This window comes from Pedobacter sp. MR22-3 (genome assembly GCF_026240075.1).
Classification (GTDB): Bacteria; Bacteroidota; Bacteroidia; order Sphingobacteriales; family Sphingobacteriaceae; genus Pedobacter.
On the sequence record NZ_JAPIVF010000001.1, the window covers coordinates 725,726 to 749,613 of the forward strand.

At 40.0% G+C, this 23,888-nt stretch carries 24 protein-coding genes; 15 read left to right on the forward strand and 9 right to left on the reverse strand.

Annotated elements, in window-relative coordinates; all coding sequences use genetic code 11:
- Window positions 1-5: 5 nt before the first annotated feature.
- The 5 genes from OQ267_RS03120 (at window position 6) to yidD (ending at window position 4,371) form a co-directional block, all read left to right on the forward strand.
- The gene (locus tag OQ267_RS03120; protein ID WP_265834856.1) at window positions 6-1,478 is read left to right on the forward strand and encodes a SusD/RagB family nutrient-binding outer membrane lipoprotein; all 1,473 of its coding nucleotides are present in this window, start codon (window positions 6-8) and stop codon (window positions 1,476-1,478) included.
- Window positions 1,479-1,501: 23 nt separating this feature from the next.
- Window positions 1,502-2,788, forward strand: coding sequence for a purple acid phosphatase family protein (locus OQ267_RS03125; protein ID WP_265834857.1), 1,287 nt, complete (start codon window positions 1,502-1,504; stop codon window positions 2,786-2,788).
- Between the two features lie 3 nt (window positions 2,789-2,791).
- The gene (locus OQ267_RS03130; protein WP_265834858.1) at window positions 2,792-3,610 is read left to right on the forward strand and encodes a glycerophosphodiester phosphodiesterase family protein; all 819 of its coding nucleotides are present in this window, start codon (window positions 2,792-2,794) and stop codon (window positions 3,608-3,610) included.
- A gap of 219 nt (window positions 3,611-3,829) precedes the next feature.
- Window positions 3,830-4,066, forward strand: coding sequence for a hypothetical protein (locus tag OQ267_RS03135; RefSeq protein ID WP_088301117.1), 237 nt, complete (start codon window positions 3,830-3,832; stop codon window positions 4,064-4,066).
- Window positions 4,066-4,371, forward strand: a complete 306-nt coding sequence (yidD, locus tag OQ267_RS03140) for a membrane protein insertion efficiency factor YidD (RefSeq protein ID WP_265834859.1) — start codon at window positions 4,066-4,068, stop codon at window positions 4,369-4,371. Before OQ267_RS03135 ends, yidD begins: the two co-directional genes overlap by 1 nt.
- 57 nt (window positions 4,372-4,428) lie before the next feature.
- Here the strand turns inward: yidD and OQ267_RS03145 are convergent, their stop codons facing one another.
- Window positions 4,429-7,221, reverse strand: coding sequence for a PAS domain S-box protein (locus tag OQ267_RS03145; RefSeq protein WP_265834860.1), 2,793 nt, complete (start codon window positions 7,219-7,221; stop codon window positions 4,429-4,431).
- Window positions 7,222-8,112: 891 nt separating this feature from the next.
- On the opposite strand from OQ267_RS03145, the gene OQ267_RS03150 reads away from it, so the two are divergent.
- From OQ267_RS03150 to OQ267_RS03160, 3 genes are read left to right on the forward strand one after another with little or no spacing between them, the layout of a single operon-like run.
- Window positions 8,113-8,673: an RNA polymerase sigma factor gene (locus OQ267_RS03150; RefSeq protein WP_265834861.1), complete on the forward strand. Its 561-nt coding sequence runs from the start codon at window positions 8,113-8,115 to the stop codon at window positions 8,671-8,673.
- On the forward strand, window positions 8,666-9,463 hold the full coding sequence (locus OQ267_RS03155) for a HEAT repeat domain-containing protein (RefSeq protein ID WP_265834862.1): 798 nt from the start codon (window positions 8,666-8,668) through the stop codon (window positions 9,461-9,463). Before OQ267_RS03150 ends, OQ267_RS03155 begins: the two co-directional genes overlap by 8 nt.
- A gap of 20 nt (window positions 9,464-9,483) precedes the next feature.
- Window positions 9,484-10,389 carry a DUF4097 family beta strand repeat-containing protein gene (locus OQ267_RS03160; protein ID WP_265834863.1) on the forward strand — a complete coding sequence of 302 codons (906 nt, stop codon included), beginning with the start codon at window positions 9,484-9,486 and terminating at the stop codon, window positions 10,387-10,389.
- Window positions 10,390-10,547: 158 nt separating this feature from the next.
- On the opposite strand, the gene OQ267_RS03165 is transcribed toward OQ267_RS03160, so the two are convergent.
- Window positions 10,548-10,937 (reverse strand): RidA family protein, encoded by a 390-nt coding sequence (locus OQ267_RS03165; protein WP_265819513.1) that lies wholly within the window; start codon window positions 10,935-10,937, stop codon window positions 10,548-10,550.
- Window positions 10,938-11,043: 106 nt separating this feature from the next.
- Window positions 11,044-11,613: a Crp/Fnr family transcriptional regulator gene (locus tag OQ267_RS03170; protein ID WP_265834864.1), complete on the reverse strand. Its 570-nt coding sequence runs from the start codon at window positions 11,611-11,613 to the stop codon at window positions 11,044-11,046.
- Window positions 11,614-11,823: 210 nt separating this feature from the next.
- On the opposite strand from OQ267_RS03170, the gene OQ267_RS22530 reads away from it, so the two are divergent.
- The 4 genes from OQ267_RS22530 (at window position 11,824) to cysM (ending at window position 14,282) form a co-directional block, all read left to right on the forward strand.
- Window positions 11,824-11,949 (forward strand): TerD family protein, encoded by a 126-nt coding sequence (locus OQ267_RS22530; protein ID WP_416348653.1) that lies wholly within the window; start codon window positions 11,824-11,826, stop codon window positions 11,947-11,949.
- A gap of 10 nt (window positions 11,950-11,959) precedes the next feature.
- On the forward strand, window positions 11,960-12,301 hold the full coding sequence (locus OQ267_RS03175; RefSeq protein WP_265834865.1) for a hypothetical protein: 342 nt from the start codon (window positions 11,960-11,962) through the stop codon (window positions 12,299-12,301).
- 290 nt (window positions 12,302-12,591) lie between these two features.
- Window positions 12,592-13,404: a serine acetyltransferase gene (locus tag OQ267_RS03180; protein WP_088301109.1), complete on the forward strand. Its 813-nt coding sequence runs from the start codon at window positions 12,592-12,594 to the stop codon at window positions 13,402-13,404.
- 5 nt (window positions 13,405-13,409) lie between these two features.
- Window positions 13,410-14,282 carry a cysteine synthase CysM gene (gene cysM / locus OQ267_RS03185; RefSeq protein WP_265834866.1) on the forward strand — a complete coding sequence of 291 codons (873 nt, stop codon included), beginning with the start codon at window positions 13,410-13,412 and terminating at the stop codon, window positions 14,280-14,282.
- On the opposite strand, the gene OQ267_RS03190 is transcribed toward cysM, so the two are convergent.
- The 4 genes from OQ267_RS03190 to pepT form a co-directional block, all read right to left on the reverse strand.
- Window positions 14,271-15,362, reverse strand: a complete 1,092-nt coding sequence (locus tag OQ267_RS03190; protein ID WP_265834867.1) for an acyltransferase family protein — start codon at window positions 15,360-15,362, stop codon at window positions 14,271-14,273. The two genes, cysM and OQ267_RS03190, sit on opposite strands and share 12 nt — an antisense overlap.
- 196 nt (window positions 15,363-15,558) lie before the next feature.
- Complete coding sequence (locus OQ267_RS03195; protein WP_088301106.1) at window positions 15,559-15,984, reverse strand: ester cyclase; 426 nt, start codon at window positions 15,982-15,984, stop codon at window positions 15,559-15,561.
- 148 nt (window positions 15,985-16,132) lie between these two features.
- A complete protein-coding gene (locus tag OQ267_RS03200; RefSeq protein WP_265819518.1) occupies window positions 16,133-16,999 on the reverse strand; it encodes an aldose 1-epimerase family protein in 867 nt (288 codons plus the stop codon).
- Window positions 17,000-17,111: 112 nt separating this feature from the next.
- Window positions 17,112-18,365: a peptidase T gene (gene pepT / locus OQ267_RS03205; protein ID WP_265834868.1), complete on the reverse strand. Its 1,254-nt coding sequence runs from the start codon at window positions 18,363-18,365 to the stop codon at window positions 17,112-17,114.
- A 59-nt stretch (window positions 18,366-18,424) separates the two neighbouring features.
- On the opposite strand from pepT, the gene OQ267_RS03210 reads away from it, so the two are divergent.
- From OQ267_RS03210 to OQ267_RS03220, 3 genes are read left to right on the forward strand one after another with little or no spacing between them, the layout of a single operon-like run.
- Window positions 18,425-19,156, forward strand: coding sequence for a hypothetical protein (locus tag OQ267_RS03210; protein ID WP_265834869.1), 732 nt, complete (start codon window positions 18,425-18,427; stop codon window positions 19,154-19,156).
- Window positions 19,157-19,187: 31 nt separating this feature from the next.
- On the forward strand, window positions 19,188-20,927 hold the full coding sequence (locus tag OQ267_RS03215) for a M14 family metallopeptidase (RefSeq protein WP_265834870.1): 1,740 nt from the start codon (window positions 19,188-19,190) through the stop codon (window positions 20,925-20,927).
- 5 nt (window positions 20,928-20,932) lie between these two features.
- Window positions 20,933-21,547 (forward strand): rhomboid family intramembrane serine protease, encoded by a 615-nt coding sequence (locus tag OQ267_RS03220; RefSeq protein WP_265834871.1) that lies wholly within the window; start codon window positions 20,933-20,935, stop codon window positions 21,545-21,547.
- Here OQ267_RS03220 and OQ267_RS03225 read toward each other — a convergent pair.
- Window positions 21,530-22,513: a hypothetical protein gene (locus OQ267_RS03225; protein WP_265834872.1), complete on the reverse strand. Its 984-nt coding sequence runs from the start codon at window positions 22,511-22,513 to the stop codon at window positions 21,530-21,532. The genes OQ267_RS03220 and OQ267_RS03225 overlap by 18 nt on opposite strands.
- A 219-nt stretch (window positions 22,514-22,732) precedes the next feature.
- Entirely contained in the window at window positions 22,733-23,869 is a 1,137-nt protein-coding gene (locus tag OQ267_RS03230) for a hypothetical protein (RefSeq protein ID WP_265834873.1), read from the reverse strand.
- Window positions 23,870-23,888 lie beyond the last annotated feature (19 nt).

The following is a 23,888-nucleotide window of genomic DNA, read 5'->3' on the forward strand; positions in this document are numbered from 1 at the left end:
ATAAAATGAAATTCAAATATATAACGCTTTTGTTCGCCATTACAGTGTTATTGGCAAGCTGCACTAAAGACTTTGAAAAGATCAATACCAACCCTAATGCGCCAGAAACCACCAGTACGGAGTTTTTAATGTCTGATGTATTGGTGTCAACAGCCTACGCTTACCAGGAAAATGCCGTTGACAGAAGACCCGCTTCGGCAGCAAGATACCTGACACTGGTGCGCAATACGGGTTATGACCTGCTTGATTGGGGTCCTGTTGACTGGGATGATATTTATGCCCGTTTAGCCGTGAATAAAACTTTTTTAGAAACCGCACAAAAACGATCAGAAAACCAGTATATCGCCATTAGTAAAATTATGAAAGCCTTTAATTTTGGCTATCTAACTGATTTATATGGAGATATTCCCTATTCGCAAGCACTTAAATCTAAAGAAGCCAATCTGATTTATCCGGAATATGATCAGCAGCAAACCATCTATCCCGATTTGTTAAGAGAACTTAAGGAAGCCAATAATTTGCTGAAAAGTAATGTACAGGAGATTAATGCCAAGGGAGATGTGATGTTTAAAGGAAATGCCCTCGCCTGGAGAAAGTTTGCCAATTCACTGCGTTTACGCATGTTATTGCGCATTTCTAAAAACTATGCGCCAGCCTTTACTGAAATGCAGGAGATCGTGAATGATAAAACAGCATTTCCCATTTTTGAAAGCAGTGCTGATAATGCAGAGATAGCCTACCTGGGGAACATGGCTACTTATAGCTGGCCTGGTGGTCCTTTAGCCATGATTGATTTCGACTATTTGAAAACTAAAGTGAGCAAGGAACTGGTAGATCGCCTGATGGAGCGAAATGACCCAAGGCTGGCCGTTTGGGTAGAGCCTGTAAAAAGTACGGTTGGATCAACCATAGATTTTAATAAATATGTGGGCGTACCCAATGCCATTGATGCGCCATCGGCCTATAATGGTGGAGAAGATCATGTCTCTGTTTTTTCTTCCTCATTCTTCAGGAAAAATGGAGGATCAGCCAATCCCTTATTAAAGGCCAGCCTGGTAACCTATACCGAACAGTGCTTTATTCTGGCAGAAGCGCTGCAAAAAGGTAAAATTACGCTCAATGGAGAAACAGCAGAATCCATGTACTACAAAGCGATTAAAGAATCGATGAGCAGTTATGGGGTAACAGCAGCCCAATCTTATTACAATCAGCCACTGGTAAAATACGATGGTACACTCGTGCAACTGATTACCCAAAAATGGATGGCCATGTTGTTTAAAGGTTCTGAAGGATGGTTTGATCAACGCCGAACAGGTTATCCCGCTTTTGTTACTGGTCCGCTGGCTGCCGGAAGAGGAATCCCTAAACGTTACATCTATCCGGATTCGGAAAGCGCAAAGAACAAAACCAATTATCAGAAAGCTGTCTCCGCTTTCGGTACAGACAATCAGTACACCCTAATGTGGTACCTGAAATAATTTAAATTTTAATCAGAATCAACATGAAATCCTTTATAAAATCAATTTTAATCATCACCTTGCTTTCGAGCGGAGTGCTAACCAAACTATCAGCCCAGAACTTTAGTCCAACTCAATACCCTGACCGTGTAATTTTAACCTGGGCGGGAGATCCGGCAACCAGCCAAACGGTTAACTGGCGCACTGATACAACCATCATGGCTTCAAAGGCACAGATTAAAGCTGAGGATGCCAACCCTGCATTAGAAAAGGCCATAACAAGTTACGATGCCAGCTCTACCGTATTAAATGGCAGAAATAATTATGAAACGGCCAAGTATCACCATGTTACTTTTACTAACCTAAAACCAGCAACGGTGTATGCCTATCGGGTAGGTTCAGGTGAACACTGGAGCGAATGGTTTCAGTTTACTACAGCTTCAGCCAAAAATGAACCGTTTTCTTTTATATACCTGGGCGATGCGCAAAATGATATCCGTTCCAAATGGTCGCGGGTTATCCGCAAGGCTTTTTCTCACCAGCCTGATGCACGGTTTATTATTCATACCGGAGATTTAATCAACCGTTCTAATAATGATCAGGAATGGGGCGAATGGCATTATGGTGGTGGCTTTATTAATGGTATGATCCCAAGTATTCCATCACCGGGAAACCATGAATATGTACGGGACGATCAGCGAAAGCTCCTTTTAGATCCACACTGGGGCGTACAGTACACCTTTGCCGGCAACGGACCAAAGGGGCTTGAATCATCGGTATATTATGTAGATTATCAGGACGTACGCATCATTTCCTTAGATTCGCAAATGATCATCCTAGATGAAGCTTCTGCCAAGGCTCAATATGAATGGCTGGAAAAAGTACTGAAAGAAAATAAGAAGTTGTGGACGGTGATCACCTTTCACCACCCTATTTTCTCTACGGCAAAAAGCCGGGACAATAAGGAGTTCAGAGAACGCTTTAAACCACTATTTGATCAATACCACATTGACCTGGTTTTGCAGGGGCATGACCATACTTATAGCCGGGGGCAGAACCTGCCCAGAGGTTTATCCGGACGGGATGCAAGTGGACCAGTTTACCTGGTTTCGGTAGCAGGGCCTAAAATGTACCAGGTAGATGGTGCCAAATGGATGGATGTATCCTTAGAGAATACCCAGCTTTTTCAGGTGATTCACGTAGATGGCGATAAACTTAAATTTGAGGCCTATAAAACTTCCGGTGAGCTTTTCGATGCTTTTTCATTGCAAAAGACAAGTAGAAACCGTGCAGCAGCATTTACAGATTTGAACCCGGCTTTAAAACCATAAAAGATGAACTCAAAAAAGAAACTGGCCTTATGCACCATCTTAATGAGCTGTTTTTGTTTCACTGGTTTTTCGCAACAGGTAGCAAAGTCACTGCCTAAATCAAAACATGGTTTTATCGTTATTGCACACCGTGGAAGCCACCTCAACAAACCTGAAAATACCATAGCTGCTATTGAGGAAGCTATTTTACTGGGTGCAGATTATGTTGAGCTGGATCTCAGGACTACCGGGGACGGGCAACTGGTTCTTTTACACAACGACCGTGTAGATCAGGTGAGTGATGGAAAGGGGTTGATAAAGGACCTTGATTTTGAAGCCATAAAAAAACTTACGCTAAAAGGGGTAGATGGTAGCCTGCACCAGATCGCCAGCTTTGCTGATGCATTAAAAACCTGCAAAGGTAGGATCAATATTTACCTTGATTTTAAAGCTGCGGATGTAGGTCTGGCTTACAAGGAAATTGAAAAAGCAGGGATGACAGATCAGGTATTGGTTTACATTAATGAGCTGAAACAATACTATTCGTGGAAAAAGATTGCGCCGAAAATGCCCTTAATGTCCAGTTTAAATAAGACCATTAGAACAAGGGAAGCATTATTAGCCGCTTTGGACAAAATGTCCCTGAATGCTGTGGATAACATTCCGGCCGAAAATCTTTTACCGGTGATCAGATCTTTAGGAATTAGTGTATTTCTGGATGTTCAAAAAAGCAATGAAATGCCTGATGATTGGAAAAATGCCATCAATAAAGGCATACAGGGTGTACAGACCGATCATCCGAAGGCATTGATTGAATACCTGAAAGTTAACGGACTTAGGTAACAAGACAGTGAATCAATTAAGTGATGGCATGATATATTTAATGGAATGTCATTACTTAATTTTAATGATATAGATAAAAACTATGTTCTTTTTAAAATATATAGTTTTATTTATTTCATTTTCTTTATCTGGTTTTTGTTACGGAAACCCGTAAGATTGGCTTGATGTGGTGTATTACATTTGAATCTTAACAAATCAATACGCAGTAAATCAACTAATATGGAATATAAAGTTATACCTTTTACCGCTACCATAGATCATAAAAAGCAGACTACTGTAGCAGTAGCAGAACAATTGGAGCAAACTATCAACCACTATCTTAACGAAGGCTGGATATACATCAGGTTGGAGAGTGTTTCTACTTATGTGCAACCAGATCCCGGATGCTTTGGATTTGGTGCAAAACCAGGTTATCTTGCCTCATATCAGATGGTTGTATTTGGGAAAAATCTATAATGAGATTTCTGCTGCTATTCTTAATTAAAATATACTGGATGCTCAAGGCTAAAAACCAAGAGCCCCGGTGTATTTTTAGAATAAGCTGTTCCCGGCATGTTTATCAAATGGCTAAAACAGAGGGGTTATTCAAAGGACTAAAGGCATTTGCTTATCGATATCAAAATTGTAGGGACGGTTATCAGGTAATCATAAATCCGATTACTGATCAAAATTATATGATTTTGCCAAATGGTGATCAATTACAACAACATGAAATAGCTAAAAAATTTCAGTCCTGTTTACTAAATAAAACAGAGTTATAGAGGTAAACCATTCAATCGGGCTTTGCTAAAAACTAAATAAATGCATGAGTAAAACTTCTATATCGGCAGGTGCACGGTAAACACTGAGCCCTGATTCCGCTCGCTTTCCAATAAGATTTCACCCCCATGCCTCGATATGATATTATGCGCTAAAAATAATCCGATTCCAAAACCACTGAAATATTTTTCATTCTGACCCTCTACCCTGAAAAAGCGTTCAAAAATTTTGGTCTGGTCTTTTGCTTCAATACCAATTCCATAATCTTTGATGTCAATCAATACTTCATTTTCAGTTGTGGAAACAGCGATATCAACTTGGTTGCTTTTAGGAGAATACTTGATTGCATTGGCAATCAGGTTGATCAGTACCTGGCTGATCCGGTCGCGGTCGGCATGAACAAATATATTCGCAGCCGTTTCCAGGTGGAAAACATATTGCTGATGGCTCAGGCGAAAATCTTCTACCACTTCTTTTACCAATGTATCAATTGCAAAATGATCTACCTTTAAATCCATCCTGCCGGCATCAATCCGGCTAAGGTCAAGCATATCCCTGATGAGTCCGGTTAATTGCAAAAGCAGTACATCAATACGTGATAATGAGGTGCTCAGTTTTTGTAATGATGGAGATAATGTTTCTCTTGATAATAACCGTAAGGCCAGTTGTACATGCCCCTTAATGGAGGTAACCGGCGTTTTAAGTTCATGGCTTAACATGCTTACGAAATCACTTTTACGCTGTTCTTCCTCTTTTATTGTTTGAATATCAGTCGTAGATCCCACCCACATCATGACCTTTCCTTCTTCATCTAAAATGGGCGATGAGATATTTAAATGCCAGATATAGTTGCCATTTCTGTCTTTAAAGCGCATTTCTGCAACATGTGGAGTGCCATTAGCTGCTGCTACTTCCAGCCCTTTTTTAAAGGAGGCAATCTCATCAGGATGCATGATCTGGTAATAGCCAAAATCACGAAGATTTTCAAAACTCATTCCTGTAAAATCCAGCCAGTGCTGATTAGAGAAAGTCACCATGCCGTTTGGTAAAGCATTAGAAATCTTGGCGGGCACCAGGTCGGCAAGTTTCCGGAAATGCTGCTCACTTTGTTCAATCGATCTGCGGGCATGAACTTGTTCTGTCACATCTGTCGCAACGATCAATATATCAGATACGGCTCCATCCTGTCCAACTACAGGTTGATAAACTACATTAAAAAAGATTTCTTTTAATTCTCCTCCATGATTTAACATGGCGCTGATTTCATTGGCGTAAAAGGGTACGCCGGTCATAAATACATTATCCAGTATGCCTAGAAAAGGCTGACCACTTAATTCCGGTAGTGCCTGAGCAAGCGGTAATCCTATAATTTCGGGGCTTTTACCCCAAACTTCCAATATCTTCTGGTTAGCGGTTTCCACAATCAGCTCCCTGGCATGTAAAACTCCAATGGCCACAGGTGCCTCCTCAATAAAAAACTTAAATCGAGCCTCACTGGCTGCCAGTTTATTGTTCGCGATAGAAAGCGACTTATTTACCTGGGTAAGTTCGGCAGTGTATTTTTCGAGTAATCGTTTAGAAAGTATCCTTTCTGTAATTTCAAAAGACATCACCAGTACCCCGTTTCTGTTGCCAAAAGCATCTGCAAGGGGTTGGTAAGTATAGTCTACATAAGTCTCTCGGATGGTACCATCCGGCATAGTAAACAGTACTGGGCTTTCCTTTACATCAATGACTTCGCCGGTATCCATTACTTTGCGAAGCTGGCCGGCAAAAGGCTGATCGGCCAGATCCGGCAATATGTCCAGAAACCTTTTTCCTAAAACCTCTTCTTTGCTTTTGTTCCAGTATTTCAGGTTACTTTCATTAATCAATTCCACCACCAGGTCATAGCCACGGATGACGACCACGGAGGCCGGTAACATATTTAAAATCAGTTCCAGGTTCCTGTTGGCTTCACTCAGCCTGTTCTGGGAAGTTTGAAGTTCTTCATTGGCCGCATTAAGTTCCTCGTTTGTTGCTTCAGCGGCTTCATTTAATAAAGCCAGTTCGGCAGACAACCTGAATTTTTCCTGCTCCTGTTGCTTGCGTTGTGTAACATCGCGGGTAATCCCTGAAATAGCGACTACCAGACCACTGGAATCAAATACGGGTGTCAGGATATAATCGTAAGTTCTGTTACCCAGTGCCGCATGAGGGAAATCGACCTCACCCCGAATGGGTTTTCCGGTGGTAATAATCTCATCAATTTCCCGCTCATGCATCTCTGCATGCCAGGGTTCATAACCATTCTCAAGCAGGGTTTTGCCCACGGCATCTTCCCAACGCTTCCCCCACATTTCAAGCAAAGCTTTATTGGCATAGGTAAAGCGGTAATCTAATCCAAATACATAAATCAGATCAGGTGTATTGGATGTTACCGTTTCATAAAGCCGCTGTTGCTGCTCTGCCAGCTCTTTCGCCTGCTGAAGTTCATGCTCTGTTTGCTTGCGAAGCGTAATGTCTTTGGCAGCACCAAACCATTCCAAAATATCTCCTGCATCATTTAATATGGGTACAGCCCTGGAAATTGTCCAGCCTGTACTTCCGTCTGCACGCAAAACACGGTGCTCCAGTTCAAACATTGATTTTGTGGCAATGGACCAGGATATTGCCTCATTTACCATTTGCAAATCAGCAGGATGCACGTTATGGTTCCGCCAGTTTTTAAGCGGTTCAGAAGTGCTTTTTAAAAAACCCCGGCCATCAAGTTCATACATCACCTCCCAATCCGGACTCATGCGATAAACAACATCTGACGTTGCGGCTACAAGGGCTCCGAAACGATCCTGATTCGCGGCTGTATTGCTCATATATTAAATGGTAATAATCTCAAAAAAACGAATGCAAATTAAGCAAATATCATCAATCCGGATCTTTTTCCGGAATACTTCTTAAAAACAATTCGGCAGTTGATTGCGATTTTCGTGAAGCGCATCGGTCATAATATAGCTACTTCAAGCTTTTTTAAAAGACAATAAAGCCAGATGAAAGATGGAGATTCTCCTTCGCACAAAAGCGAAAAGGGATCAATCCCCACAATGCCAATCTTCTTTTCAGCTGGTGATTGATTTTATAATCTTCAATCCAAAGAACCGTAAAAAAAAGAAAACGGGAATCATCATAAAGACGACTCCCGTTTAATCTAAATTAACGCTCTCCATATAAAGACGATCATTTTAACACATTATTGCCCGGTACTGAAAATAATTTTAAAATAATCTATTTTGAGGGGTATAACGGATCGTTAGGGTGAGAACAATAGCTTAAATATTACTAAATCAGGAAATGCCTCAACAGCTCCTGTTCAAATTGAATCCAAAAGAAAACGGGAATCATCATAAAGACGACTCCCGTTTAATCTAAATTAACGCTCTCCATATAAAGACGATCATTTTAATACATTATTGCCTGGCATCGAAAATATTTTAATTTTTTTTAACGGTGTGGGATGCTGAAGAAAAATGCTGCGCATTAAAAAATGCAGAAAGATCAATTTAAAAGGCCTACAGGACATCTTATCTTGGTAATCATCTGTTTAAAATGAATGATTTTACCGATCTTTAAACAGTAATTTATGGAATATTTTAGACCCTTTGATTTATTTTTAAATAAATCAAAGGGCAGATGCAACATTATTTCCCCTATTGCGACTTCAGGATAGAATAGAAACTTCTTGAATTAAAAATTAACTGAAACGCTACTTGCTTCAAAAAGAAAACATATCTGATCAGGAATTGATTGCCATGTGCCTTCGGGGCAAGGATGCGGGTTATACCGGGCTCTATAACCGATATGCCAGGGGGATTTTTAATTCCATTAGCCGGCTGGTTGCGCACAGTGCGGAGGCAGAAGATATTTTGCAGGAAACTTTCTGCAATGTCTTTAGCGATCAGAAGCGGTTAATGCAAATCAATAGTTTTGAAGCCTGGGTAAGGAGAATGGCGATCAATAAGTCGATCTCGCACCTCAGGCGAAAGAAACTGCTGTTTTCAGATCTGGACAACTATGAGTTCAGGGCCGAGGCTGATTATGACATCAGGGAAGATGAAATTTTTGAAAGCCGTGTTGAGGATGTCAGGCGTTGTATTGACGAGCTTTCGGACGGGTACAGAACAATTTTAACCCTGTACCTTTTTGAAAAAATGCCACAGGATGAAATCGCACTTACACTAGGTCTGGCCCCGTCTACTGTCAGAACGCAGTACCATCGGGCAAAAAAAAGAATATTAGTATCACTAAAAGATAAAGCTTATTATGAATGATCCGATAAAAGATTTTGTGGAGCAGCACCGGGAAGATTTCGATCATCTGGAAGCTCCGCAGTTTAACCTGGCGGGATTTAAAGCCAGTCTGGCTCAAGAACCCATGGTAAAAAAGCACCGTACTTTAAATATCAAACCTGCAAGCTGGATGGCTGCAGCAGCAGTTTTACTGGTATGTACTATTGGATTATGGTTCTTCAATAACACGCAACGGGCAAAGAAAACTGAACAGCACCTGGCCCTGAATAAGCAGAATAAACACCCAAAAATTGCTGAGAAGCCATTAGTAAAGGCCGTTACACAGAATGCAAAACGGTCTCAGTTTGCTGCACATGAAACAACTTCTCATGTAAAAAAGCATCAAAGCAAAGAAGAAGTTCCGTTCATACCCTCACCCGATCAGATGCTTTATAAAAAGTTAAACGACAGCGCTTCATCAAGTACCCGGTTGGCCGCTGTTTTAGCCATCAAAAAAAGTGAATTGATCAGTTATGATATGCTTGATCGTCTGGCTGCAACCATTCAGCATGACGGAAACAGCAATGTGCGTTTGGCTGCATTGAGTGTGTTGGAGAAATATAGGCAAGATACACATGTTACCAATCTTTTGGTAAACGCCCTCAATCACCAGAATGATCCGATGTTACAACTCTCACTTGTTAATCTTTTGGGTAAAATGCAAAATGTCAAGATTGATGAGCGGCTTTACGCCCTTGTGAATGATCCATCTACACTGGAGGCAGTTAAAGATGAGGTTTACCAGATCCTGCTTAAAGAAAATAAATTTTAATCAACATAAACACTAAAGATATGAAACTACACTTGATCTTATTATTTGCCCTATTTACCACTGGCCTGTCGGCCTCGGCACAAAAACAATACAAGCTTGCTAAAAATAATGGAAAACTGAACCTCAACATCAGCGGGGTTACGGTAGAGGGTTACGATGGGAATGAAATTATTTTCTCTCTTCCTAAAAATGAAGATGAAGAAGTTGATGAGCGTGCTAAAGGACTAAAGGCATTTAACAGTTCTGGTTTTAAAGATAATAGCGGTTTGGGTTTTGATGTTACCGTAAGGGGAGATGATATTAATGTAAATCCGGTTAGCGTGGCTAACCAACCAAAATTAAGCATCAAATTACCAAGAAACGTCCGTGTTTCCTTTGCCAATAACAGCAATATGTATCAGGATACAGTTACACTTAAAAATTTGAAAACAGAGATTGATGTAGCGGTAACCGGAAATGATATTGTATTAACCAACAATGTCGGTCCTATGAATATCAAAACCTTACACGGCTCGGTTGATGCGTCATTTCCAGCTGATTTGAAAGGTCCCATCTCTATTATATCTGTGCATGGGCATGTTGATATTGCGCTTCCTGCTTCTGTAAAAGCTAATCTCGAAGTGATCAGTAACTATGGCAAAATCTATGCAGCTGATGACTTGAAAATTGCAATAAATCCCGCTTCTAACCCGAAAACGAATGCAACAGGGCAACCTGTAAAAACACTAACTATTGGAAAGGGCGTTCAGGCTTTAACCATCAAAAGTTTAGCTGCCAACAGTGAAAACCAGGATGAAAATGCTCCTGTATTTGGCTATGAGGGTGGGAATTATGCAGAATCACTTAATGGAAAAATAAATGGTGGTGGAGTAGATTTCATCCTTAAATCTAACCACAATAATATCTACATCAGAGAAAAGAAATAGATGATATAACAGGTTTGATTTAAATTCAAAAGGCCTTCTGTATTAAAATTTGTCATGTTGAGCTTGCCGAATACCGTTAAGCAATTCTTTTAAAGGCCCTTCGGCAGACTCAAGATGACATTTCGAATGTATGATACTGTCTCTGGCAGTAAAATCTTCTACTTTACCACAGTGGCTTCCAGTTCTACCTTTAAGGTTTCAAAAAGACTTTTCACTTCCATTACTGTTGTGGCCTGCTTAATACCATGTTTCACCACCCAATCTTGAAGGATCTGAAAGCTATTAAAAAATTCATCAATATTAGTGTGGTAAACATTTAAGCGGACAATGTTTTTGCAATCATAATCTGCCGAGGTAATTAACTGTTCCAGGTTTGCAATGGCTTGCGTAAGTTGCGTAGCCATATCAGCATCACTAGATTTTCCATCAGCATCAATAGCAGTTTGTCCTGAACAATACAACGTTCCATTCGCTGCTTTCACTTCTACAGCTTGTACATAATTTCTTTGATCCTGCCAATTCCAGGGATTTATTGCTCGTTTTTCCATGTCAAATTGTTTCATTATAGCGAATTTGCTATACCACAAAATTGAGAGAATGATTGTTAAGATCAGTTGCGGGACATCACCATTTTTTTGTGATGTTTATCACACGCTAACCTGACAGCCTGCTCAATGTTTCTCTGGATACACCAAGATAAGCAGCGAGTAACGATTTTGGAACCCGCTGAAATAAAGAAGGATATTGTCTTCGCAATTGTTCATAACGCTCTTTTGCGTTAGCAGTAAGTAACGATAAGATTCGCCTTTGTGCGGCGATATTACCGAAGTGTGCTTTCTCCAGAAAGAAAGATTCTACTTTTTGAAGTCGGGAGCACAGCTTTCTATAATTTACCAAAGAGATGCATAGCACCACCGTATCTTCAATACATTCCAGCGAAAGCATTGCTGGTGTTTGCGTGAGGTAAGCATGGAAATCACTTTCCCACCAATCTTCCATGGCAAAAGAAATAATATGTGCTTTACCACTTTCATCATGATGGACCAGTTTAGTTAATCCTGAAACTAGAAAATAAGAATACCGTACCATTTCCCCTTCCTGAATAATAAATTGATGTTTTTTATATCGTTTAACTTCGAAATGCTGTTGCACAAAATCAAACTCTTCATCTGTTAAGGCAATTTGTTTTTCAATGTGTATGCGTAACGTTTCGTATATAAGCATGGTTAAATTTAATTAACGAAGATAAGCATTGCGACCTGTTCTTCGCCAGCGTATAGTTCGAAGAATTTATGATAAACGAAAAACGTTGCAATTCTGGGTTCCCGTAAAAAAGAGCTTTACAGTTCCTATATTTTTGAGGCATAAATCAAAACAATCCACATAGATTATGAAGATTGGTAAAACTTTAGGGTTTACATAAATTAAAGGATTATTAACGCGAATGAAGATGCGGTGGAATTTGGTCGCTTATTTCGTTCCGGAGACAGCTGGGAGTTTGAAGCAATGGGCCGTGCGCATACCGGAAGCCTGCAAACCTTATTAGATATGCATACTTAAAATAAAAATTATGTCATTTGATTTAAATAAAAATGAGCCGTTGGCAAAAGCCAGAACTCAATTTGATCTTTCTAAAAACGAAACAGCAGAGACTCCAAAAAACAAAAACTGGACGATTGGTTTGCTTCTGGTATTGCTGATTGGTGGTGGCCTTTGGTGTTACCTATCTCTTTCACCAGCAAATTTATCTGAAAGCATGGAAACAGTTAAAAATCCTGGAAAGGCTGCTGCTGCGGGCAAAAAGCCTTCTGGCAAAGCCTTGGCTGATGAAAATAATGTAGATTCTACCGGTCTAATTGTAAAACCGGAAGAATTAAATATTACGACAGTTGTGCGTCACCAGCATCAGTAGAATATTTTTATAATGCCAGGCCATTCCCTCCGTTTAATTATTTCCTGATGAAGTACCTTTTTTGATTGGCGATGACGGTAATAAGTCATTTATATCGTTCGTGTTTTATTGGGGGATTTTATATAGAACTTCTGTAGTATCACCATTCATAATGCGGATAACCTTTGTGCTAAATGCTGGTTTTTGAGGGTAAACATTTTGATGAGTAAATGACGTAGAGCTAAAGGCTAATCGATATATTTACGCTACAAAACAAAGGGATTTAGTGTTAAGATTTAACCAGTATTTTTATGAGTGACGATTTTTTCGGTTACCTGTTTAGAAAGCGAAATAGTGATAACCATCTGCCACCTAATGATGTTATTGCGCATTGGGCTATCAAAATTGTCGACTTGTTATATCCCGAGCATAGCATTATCCACTTTGAAAGTGAAACTGATTTAGTGATTTATACCCAGAGCTTAAAATCTGAGTTGTTTAACATCGCATCAGCTGGCCATCCGGAAAATCCTGGTGATGCCAATTTAATAACGGAACTTTTCTTTGCACAGCTTCCGGTGCTTTATCAAACACTCCATACTGATATCTCTGCAATTTATAAAGGTGACCCTGCGGCGGTGAGTGAATTTGAGGTCATCCGCACATACCCGGGATTTTATGCCATTTGCCTTTACCGCATTGCACATGCCTTGCATGTACTGGGGCTCAGGCTGATTCCAAGAATTTTAACTGAACATGCACATTCAAAAACCGGGATCGATATTCATCCGGCGGCAGAAATTGGCGAATACTTTTATATTGATCATGGAACCGGTATTGTGATTGGCGAAACCACCGTTATTGGTGAACATGTAAAATTATACCAGGGCGTAACGCTGGGTGCTATGAGTGTGAAAAAAGTATTTGCAGGCAGCAGCAGGCACCCAAAGGTAGAAGACCGGGTGGTGATTTATTCAGGAGCCACCATCCTGGGTGGAGATACCACCATCGGACATGACAGCATCATTGGCGGAAATGTATGGCTTACGGAAAGTGTGAATCCTTATTCATTGGTTTATCATTCACCAACCATCACCATCAGAAATATAAAAGAAAAGAATTAAACATTATGGCAGGAATTATAGATTTAATCGGGAACACACCCATGGTTGCATTGAGTAAACTCAGCCCTAACCCAAAAGTGAAAATTTATGCCAAGCTGGAAGGAAATAACCCAGGCGGAAGTGTAAAAGACAGGGCTTCTCTAAATATGATTCGCAGTGCAATAGAACGTGGTGAGATTAAGCCAGGAACGAAATTGGTGGAGGCAACCAGTGGAAACACAGGCATCGCACTGGCCATGATTGCCAAATTATATAACCTGGATATTGAGCTGGTGATGCCTGAAAATTCTACCCGCGAGCGTAAAGTAACCATGGAAGCTTTTGGTGCACGGGTGACCTTGCTCGAAAGTATAGAAGCCTGTCGTGATTATGCTGAAGAAAAAGGTGTTTCTGAGGGTTACTTTTTGCTGAACCAGTTTGCAAATCCTGATAATTACCTGGCACACTATAAAACTACTGCGCCGGAGATGTGGAGAGATACTGAAGGAGAGATTACACATTTTATCAGTTCAATGGGTACAACCGGCACCATCATGGGGTGTTCGCTATACCTTAAAGAACAAAACCCAGCGGTTCAAATTGTGGGTTGCCAGCCAACAGATGGTGCATCCATCCCCGGAATCCGCCGTTGGCCGAAAGAATACTTGCCCCAAATTTTTGAGCCTGAACGTGTAGATCGTATAATGGATATCAGTCAGGAAGAAGCTGTGGAAATGTCGAGGAGATTAGCCAGAGAAGAAGGTATTTTTGCAGGAATGAGTTCTGGTGGTGCCTGTGCAGCGGCCATTCGTGTAGCTTCGGAATTGGAGTCTGGTGTATTGGTTTTTATTACCTGCGATCGGGGTGATCGATACCTCAGCAGTGACTTATTTGGGTAAGTCGCTTTTTATCCTTTTGCGGCTTAAGTATTTTCTCACAGGCAGATCATACCATACCATGGCAAGATAGGCGAGGCACAATAAGACCATTACCCCCGCAATAATTAACAGCGATAATTCTTTGCCCTGCGGTTTATAGGTGCTGTAATAATGGTTAAACATCCAGATCGCTGAATAATGGGTCATGTATAACGGATAGGAAATTTTGCCCGAAAAATGGCACAATCCTGTCAGGCGCTCATGCACTTTAGTGCCCACGCCCAATGCAATGATTAAGGGGAAATAAAATAATACCACCGCTAATTCGGCTAGCCAGCTATAGCTAAAAAAAGGCATCAGGAACGCTAAGCTGAGCAATATGGAAAGGCCAAAAAAGCCTAAATTATTTTTAATTGTCCACTTGAAGCGATAAACCAGCAGGCCCGCGATGAAAGAGTAAAAAATTCGGGCTCCACCATCCCAAAAGTTATCGCCAGCCCATCCGCCCATTAATGAGCCAGCCCGGTAAGCCACTACGCCTAAAAGTATGGCCGCGATAATGGCTAAAATAACCAGGTACTTTCGATGCAGCCTGGCCAGTATAAAAGCATAAAATATATTCGCTACATATTCCCAGAATAACGACCATGATGGCGCATTTAAACCAAATAAGTTAAAAGCCCTTTCTTCCATCGCCGGAAAAGGAACCAGTAAGGCCGAACTGATAAAAAGCAAAATGATCTTACCTGTACTGAAAATAAAGGGTTGACCGCCAAAGGGATCAAATAAAAAGGCAAATAGCCCGAGTACAGAACCGAATAATACCAGCGGGTGAAGCCTGATGATCCGCGATTTAAAAAACTCCAGGATGCCCATTTCTTCTAAACGGTTGTCATAGGCATAGCCAATAACAAAGCCAGATAAACAGAAAAAGAAATCGACAGCCAGGAAACCATGGCCAATAATGTTTTGGGTAAAATCGGTAAAAACGATTTCCATAAAGTGAAAAATAACAATAGCCAGTGCTGCTACGCCCCGCAATCCATCAAGAACCGGAAAATGTTGTCTGCTTTGAAGTATGGGTAAGGTTAAGGATTTCATTTGTAGCTTTAAGGAAATAACTTAATCAGGCTCAATTGCAAGAATAACCAATTGGATGGTTTTATTCAAATCGGGAAGCATATAAAATTTTGATTTCAAAAAAATAAGGCTTCAAATTTGTATTAAAGCCTTATTGCTGGTCATGAACATGCCATCTATTCTAGGGTATATTGACTATAAAAGCATTCTACATTGCTTAAGTAAGAGAAATGGCACCAATTTGTTGCAGCACGCTTAATCCATCAACTAAAGACCAGTGCGCTGTTATTTTTTCGTTGGTAAATTTTAAAATATATACGATATCATATCTGACTTTGATACCTGTAGCCGGTACATTCATGAAAAGGTCTTTGTGCGTACCCTCCAGCGTGAAGTGACAGGTAACCTGATCTGCATCACCTAAAATGTGGTTAAAGCTGATTTTCAGATCAGGGAAAGCCAGTCCATATATCTGGCTGATATCCCGAAATCCGTCAGCTCCTGTTCTTTGTCCGGGAAATGGATTTTGAATACTGACATGATGATCCACAAACTGATCAATGGCATCTATATTTTTTTGGTTAAACAATTCGTCCAAAAATACTTTACAAATCGCTTTATTTTTTTCTACCTGATTATCCATATTTAATTTTCTTGCTGAAACTTTTAAGTACAACAGGATAGTTTTATGGTTGTTTCCGGAAATTCAAAATCATGTTAGGTAGCATTAGATGATATTCAAGTTGGCTTTTTAACAGGCTGAGCAGAACATTCCGGCTCTGCTTAGCTTTTTAAAAACATTCTACTTCCCAGAATCGTTCCCACTGCTGGCCCTGCTTCAATTTTATAATTCCTTCTTTATGGGCAAGTTCCTGGTTATGCGCTACATCATCTGCTACACCACACCAAGGTTCAAGACAAACGAAAGGTGCATCCTTTGCAGCCCAGATGCCAAAGAAGGGGAAATCATCAAAATGGAAATGCAGGCCATAATCGTTTTTGGTGTTTAATAAGCTGATGCAATTGCTTTGCATGGCCTTAAATACCAAAGCATCCTGATAAAAAAGTTCATGTTTTAATTGGAGTTTATGGCCGTTAAGCGCAATGCTTCCGGTTTCTTTCGCAATCAAACCATTGTCCAGTTTCCAATAGGTAAGTTTCTTATCTGCATTAAAAGCCAGGTAATAATCCGTATAATCTGTTTTAGGACTGTTAGGGACAGCAAAAGCCGGATGTGCACCAAGGGAGAAAAGAAGTTCATCATCACCTGTATTGATTACCTGATAAGTGAGGATTAATTTTCTGTCGATGAGCTGATATTTTAATCTCAGTTCAAAATGAAAAGGGTAAACCTTCAGGCTTTCTTCGCTTTGGGTCAACGTGAATATGGCTTCGGTATCACTGTTTTTCTGCTCATTAAAAATCTGGTCGCGGGCAAAGCCATGGCGGGGTAAATGGTAGGTGTTGTTTTTATAGGTAAAACTATCGTTTTTTAAAGCGCCAACAATTGGAAATAAAACCGGACTATGTTTACCCCAGTACTGGTCGTCTCCGCTCCAGAGGTATTCCAGTTTGGTTTCTTTACTGTATAAGCGCTGGAGTTCTGCTCCTTTAGCTGCTAAATTTACGTTGAGGTATTCGTTTTCAAGAGTGATCATGGTGTGCTAAAGTAACAAATATGATGCTAAAAAATATCTTTTTTCTAAATTCCAGGTCCGTTTATATCACGACTGGTTACTATAGACTCCAGACTTTGGACTTCAGACTGCATTACCCTTTCTCTTCCCAGATGGAGGCAATGTTGATGATGGTTTGTACGGCCTTCTCCATATCCTGTACACTAACCCATTCCTGTTTACTGTGAAAAGCATGTTCACCGGCAAATATATTCGGGCAGGGTAAACCCATGAAAGATAAGCGTGAACCATCCGTGCCACCACGAATGCTTTGTTTTTTAGCCATAACACCTGCCCGCTCAATGGCTTCAATTCCGAACTGAACAATTTGCGGAAACTGATCCAGCACTTGCTTCATATTTCTGTATTGTGCCTTAATGTCTAAATCAAAAGTGGTGTTTGGATACCTGGAGATCACATTTTTTATCGTTGCTTCCAGAAATTGACCATGTGCAACAAGTTTTTCATCTGTAAAATCTCTGATGATAAAATGTGCTTCAGCCATTTCTACCTGGCCGGAGATGCTTACCGGATGGATAAAGCCTTCTTTCTGATGCGTAGCCTCAGGAGTTAAGGTGTCTTTTGGTAAGGCCGCAATGATATCCGCAAGAATTTTAATGGCACTTTCCATTTTTCCCTTAGCAAAACCAGGATGTGTACTTACCCCATGAATGACCAATGTGGCACCATCGGCAGAAAAGGTCTCATCTTCAATAGAACCCAGTGTTTCACCATCTATGGTATACCCAAAGTCTGCCCCGAGTTTTTCCACATCCAACTGATCAACGCCACGGCCTATTTCTTCATCAGGCGTAAACAGGATTTTAATGGTGCCATGTTTTACTTCCTGATTTTTCATTAAAAAGCTGGCCGCTTCCATGATTTCGGCTACGCCTGCCTTATTGTCTGCACCCAGCAACGTTGTACCACTGGCTGTGATGATATCATTACCAATTTGATGTTTTAAGTCCCTGTGCTCAGACATTTTAAGCACAATATGAGGGTCATCTGGTAAAATAATATCATCGCCCTGGTAATTGTGATGGATTATTGGCTTAACACCTTCACCGCTGCAATCCGGAGAGGTATCCATATGAGAACAAAAGAAAATTACAGGCAGTATTTTTTTGGTGTTGGGCGGAATTGTTCCATAAACATATCCGTTTTTATCCATTTCTGCATCCGAAATGCCCAATGCTATTAATTCTTCAACCAATAAGGCACCTAAATTCTTCTGCTTTAATGTGGAAGGGCAGGAAGCTGAGTTCGGATCTGATTGTGTATCTATTTTTGCGTAATGTATAAAACGCTGTTGTAAAGATTGGTTTAAATTGATGTATTTGCTCATAATTCAAAGGTAAATGTTATAAATATTCAATAAACATATTATTTTTGTAAAAAAACACCATGATATTCAAGCTCTCCAGGTTTACAGCCCTGACTGTTTTATTTTTCCTGCTGATTAATTATTCCTTTGCGCAATCTAATTATTTTAAATGGTCTGTTGGTTTTGGTGCCGGACCAAACTATTCTAAAACAGATGTATTAAAGGGCAGCTGGGGCCATACAGTATATGGAGAAGTAAATCATTACCTTACTCCTTTTGTATCGCTTGGACTTGAGGGGCAATATGGTTTAGTGCAGGGTGGAGATATTCATACTGATCCGCATAACCGGCAATTTTTAAATGACTATACCAGTCTCAGCGTCAATTTTAAAATGGCACTTGGAGAGTTGATCGACTTTGAAAGAAGCACGCTCCTTGATAATATTAAGGGAATTTACGTTGGCATTGGTGCTGGCGCAATTAAGAATAATATCGCCGATATTGTTCGGCGCAAACCTATGTGGGCTGCTATTGATCCGGGATACGGACCCTTTCCCGGAGAAAATAAAACAACAAACCTCTGGGTGCCTTTAAATCTGGGATATAATTATTATTTCTATGATGGTTACGGTTATGCACGTTTTGCCATCAATCTCAATCTTCAAAGTAATTTCACGTTTGGTGAAGGCTTAGACGGATATGATGATTCATCTGTTAATTTTAAAAATTATTCACCAGATACGTACAATACCTACAGCATAGGGGTTAAGTGCTTCTTCGGAAACACAAGAGTTTATCGTAGAACTTTGTAGGTTTGTTTCACCATATTTTCAGCTTTTTTCCATGAAAAATATTTTTGTGTTTTACCTGCTGTTTTACACATTATTTGCCCACGCACAAAAAACACCATTTGAACGAAGCCAGAAAACACAAACATCCACTTACCCGGAAGCCCTGGCATATTATAAGCACCTGGCAGATCAGTATCCACAGGCAAAACTTTTCAGCTACGGAAATACCGATTTTGGTCAGCCGTTACAGCTGCTGGTATTGTCAAAAGATCAGGTTTTTGATCCTGTAGACATTAAAAAAAGCAATAAAACGGTTCTCTTGATCAATAATGGCATTCATCCGGGTGAACCAGAAGGAATAGATGCTTCTATGATGCTGAGCAGGGATTTATTAAAAGGGAATAAGCTTCCAAAAGATGTGGTTATTTGTATCATTCCACTCTATAACATTGATGGGAGTTTTAATAGAACCTCAACTTCCAGAGCCAACCAGAATGGTCCGTTGGCTTATGGTTTTCGCGGAAATGCGAAGAATCTGGATTTAAACCGTGATTTCATTAAAACAGATTCTAAAAATTCAGCTGCATTTCAACTGATTTTTAATACCTGGAAGCCGGAGGTTTTTGTAGATACCCACACCAGTAACGGAGCCGATTATCAATATGTTATGACCCTGATTCCGACGCAGAAAGATAAGCTGAATACCATTTTGTCGGGATACTTAACCAGTACTTTGGTTCCAGGTTTGTATGGAGCCATGGCCAAACAAGGTTATCCTATGATTCCCTATGTAAATTCAATTGGCGAAACGCCTGAAAGCGGAATTACCGGATTTATAGAATCTCCAAGATATTCTACCGGATATGCTGCACTGCATAATGTAATTGGTTTTATGCCAGAAACACATATGTTAAAATCTTATGATTTGCGTGTTGATGCTACCTATAAATTACTTCAAAGTTATATTGATATCATTCAGCGTGATGCAAAACTTATTCTGGAAAACAAGCAAAGGGCAGATGAGTTTGTAAGCAGGCAACTTGAATTTCCTTTAACCTGGCAGTTGAACAAAAATGAAGTGAATCATATCACTTTTAAAGGTTTCGAAGCCGGGCAAAAACCAAGTGCAGTTAGTGGCTTTAACCGATTATTCTATGATAGAAGCAAACCTTACACCAAAACTATTCAGGAATGGAATAAGTATGAACCCGCAATTACTGTTCAGAAGCCACTGGCTTACATCATCCCTAAAGCCTGGGACAAAGTGATTGCACTTTTGAAACTGAATGGCGTGGAGATGCAGGAACTTAAAAGCGATGCCAAAGTAGAGGTAGAAAGTTATTACATTGAAGATGTTAAAACGAGTTCAAGGCCTTATGAAGGACATTATTTGCATACGGGAGTGAAAATAAACCCAAGGAAACAAACGCTTCAATATTATGCTGGTGATGTGGTGATATATGTCAATCAAAAAAATAACCGGTATATTGTAGAAACGCTGGAACCGCAGGCTACAGATTCTTTTTTTAACTGGAACTTCTTTGATTCCATTCTGGATATGAAGGAACATTATTCTGCTTATGTTTTTGAAGACACAGCTGAAGCGCTTTTAAAAAGCAATCCATTATTAAAGGCTAAATTAGATGAAAAGAAATCTGCCGACACTGCTTTTTCAAAAAACGCTGCTGCCCAGCTTGATTTTGTCTATAAAAATTCTGATTATTACGAAAAAACACACAACCGGTATCCGGTAGCCAGGTTAATGGCAAATGAAAAATTCAATTTAAAATAATCCAAATGGAATACTTAAACATGGCTCCTGTAGCCTCCATCATTTTTGTCTTTACCCTTGTTACCAGCCTTTATGCTTTTTACGATCACAGTTCGTATGGAAAGTTTATGTTACATCCATATAGTGTTTCTAAGGGTCATAAGGTTTTTACTTTGTTAACAAGTGGCTTAATTCATGCCGATTGGATGCACTTGTTTTTTAATATGTTTACCTTTTATGCCTTTGCTTTTACGCTTGAACAAATGATGGGCAGCTGGCAGTTTGGCTTACTTTATTTTTTAGGTTTAGTGCTGAGTGATTTACCTACGGTTTTTAAACATAAAGATGATTTTCATTACAATAGCCTGGGTGCTTCGGGCGCTATTAGTGCGGTGCTTTTTAGTTATATCTTGTATAATCCGATGTCTAAAATTTACATTATTTTTATCCCGATTGGGATACCTGCAGTAATTTTTGGCGGATTGTATCTGGTTTATTGTATGTATGCCTCTAAAAACTCCAGAGATAACATTAACCATGATGCACACTTTTTTGGGGCCCTAACCGGATTGATCTTTACTGTAATTTTTGTGCCCGGCATCATTCAGCATTTTATTGCTGCGCTATCCGGCAGTAGGTAAACAAGGGTTTTCGAAAAAGCTCATGGGATTATTGGGGTCTTTGATAATTTCAAACTGCACATAACCCCAGGGTTTCCAGAAGTTTTCCAGCACCTGGGCATAAACCTTGTGCTGCCAAACATCAAACAAGGGTTTGCTCATGTTTCCGCGTAGTGGCATGGCTTCAAAGTAGGTGGTACCCTCCACCGGCATAATGGTGTATTCCGGCAAACGGTTAAAGAGATAAGCTGAATAATAAAAACGGGCGGTTAATTCTTCAAATTGTTCGGCCGTTAAAGCTTTGTCGCTAATTTCATTAATAATTTCCTGGTGAAAACGTTTGTTCGTGCCGTTATCCTGCAGGCAGGCCACAATGCCAAAATCTTTAAACTTTAGCGAGAAAGTAAGGGTATTGATCTCATCGCGGAAGCTAAAGGGGGTTTCTTTATTTTCAAGTTTTACCACGGTGATTGACCATGGCGTAAAATCTTCAAACGCTATGCTGGTATAGAGGTTTTGCAACATAAAATTGAGGTTGGCAAACTTCATCATCAGTGATTGCGACATATTTAAACCATCTGCAGTCATTTCCTTTCGCAAGGCAGCATGCATTTCGATGTATACAAAACCATATAAAAACTTACCAACCCAGTTGAATATTTCCAGCTCAGTTAAGGTGGAAACGCCGGCATAACCCTTTGCAAAAGCCTGTTCTATTTTATGTTCAAGCGGGATTAAGAATTGCTCATTCACTTCACTATTTGCCGGAATAACCAGTGTATTGTAAGAACGGATACTTTCATCTAAAAATTGAATCTGCTCTTCGCCGGTTAAGCCAGCCTGTGCCAGCAACCATTTTGGAATAAGTGGCAGCTGAATAACAGGTGAGTTGAAAGTGTTGCCACTTAAAAAGCATTTCTTGTATAAAAAATCAAAATGTTGGAAGGGATTGTATAAGCCAGTATTCATCGCTACAATATTAGACATTATATTTTTAGGGCTTATAGAAGATGTTTTATTTTAACGCTGCGATTACGAAGTGATTTGCTAACTATGGAATGGTCTTAACACGCTTTTGTGTAATTTGGAAGAGATGCTGAATCAAGTTTAGGAGGATGTGCGAGAGCATGACTAATGTAATTGAGCCATGCTGAGTTATGAAGCATCTGCATATGATGGAAAGCTGACCATTGATTACGAATAGCCTTAATAATTATTGTAAAAATAACTGATATTCTCCACCAGTTGATTATAAATCGGTTTGGTAAACTCTAAAAATAAGGCTGCAGGTGGTGGTGGAAGAATCTCTTTTCTTCTGGTCATGGCCAATTGGTTTTTATTCAGTGCACGATCATCGCCCTGATAACTTGCCCAACTGTCTCTCCAGACAAAAGTGCCTGGAAATTTTTGCTGTTTAATAATTTTCCGGCTCTGCCAATCTGTAATGGTCATATCCAATAAACCTGAAGAGGAAATACTTTTTTCAAAAATACTTAAGGTTGCAGTTACCGTTCCGTATACAGGTTTTTTATCTCTCGTTTCGCCAATGATCACACTGTCGCGTTTCAGTTTTTCTACCCTTTCTTTTACATAGGTTTGGCCTACCACAAAATCATCAAAATTTAAACTTAATACCTGATCAGGAACAATTTTTTCATTGGTAGCCTGCTCTTCAGGATAAAAGAGCACAAATTTATTGCGGGCATAACTGCTCATGAACTGATTGATTTGTTGCTGGAAATAATCTCCGCTTAGCTGATATGGCCCCCTGTTCACGATGATTGGCTGAACGACCACACGGGTAACTGCCGCCCAATAAGCATCATCCAGTTTCGTTTTAACATCTTTATAACCGGGTTGAAGGTTTTGCGCTTTCTCAAATTCGTAATAAGCTTTTTTAGCCGAGAGGCGATTGTTTTCATTCAGGTAACCCATACCAGAATTGTAACGGGCAGCCGCGGCATTATAACGGCTATCGGCAAGTTCTTTTACATATTTTGCCGGTGCAGGAATAATAACCAAACAAGCAGGGCAGGTATAAATGTCATCTGACAGCTGGTTGATTTTCTGGTAATCATACATTACCGATTCCCATCTGAATAAATCGTTGGATAGCTTAGCCTCATTAATTTTCCGGAGGTGATCCTGTAGTGCCAGCTCATAGGCTGTTTTTAATACCTGCATGGCTTCGCTGTTTTTGGGCGAATTTTGTAATCTGCCAACTGCTTTAGCAACTGATGCATCATAATCGCCCTTTTGCAAGGCATTTTTTCCAGTGGTACATCCACCCACAATGATGATGGATAAATAAATAAAATACCGTAATCTTGAAAGGTTTTTCATAAACAGCGCATTGAGTAGT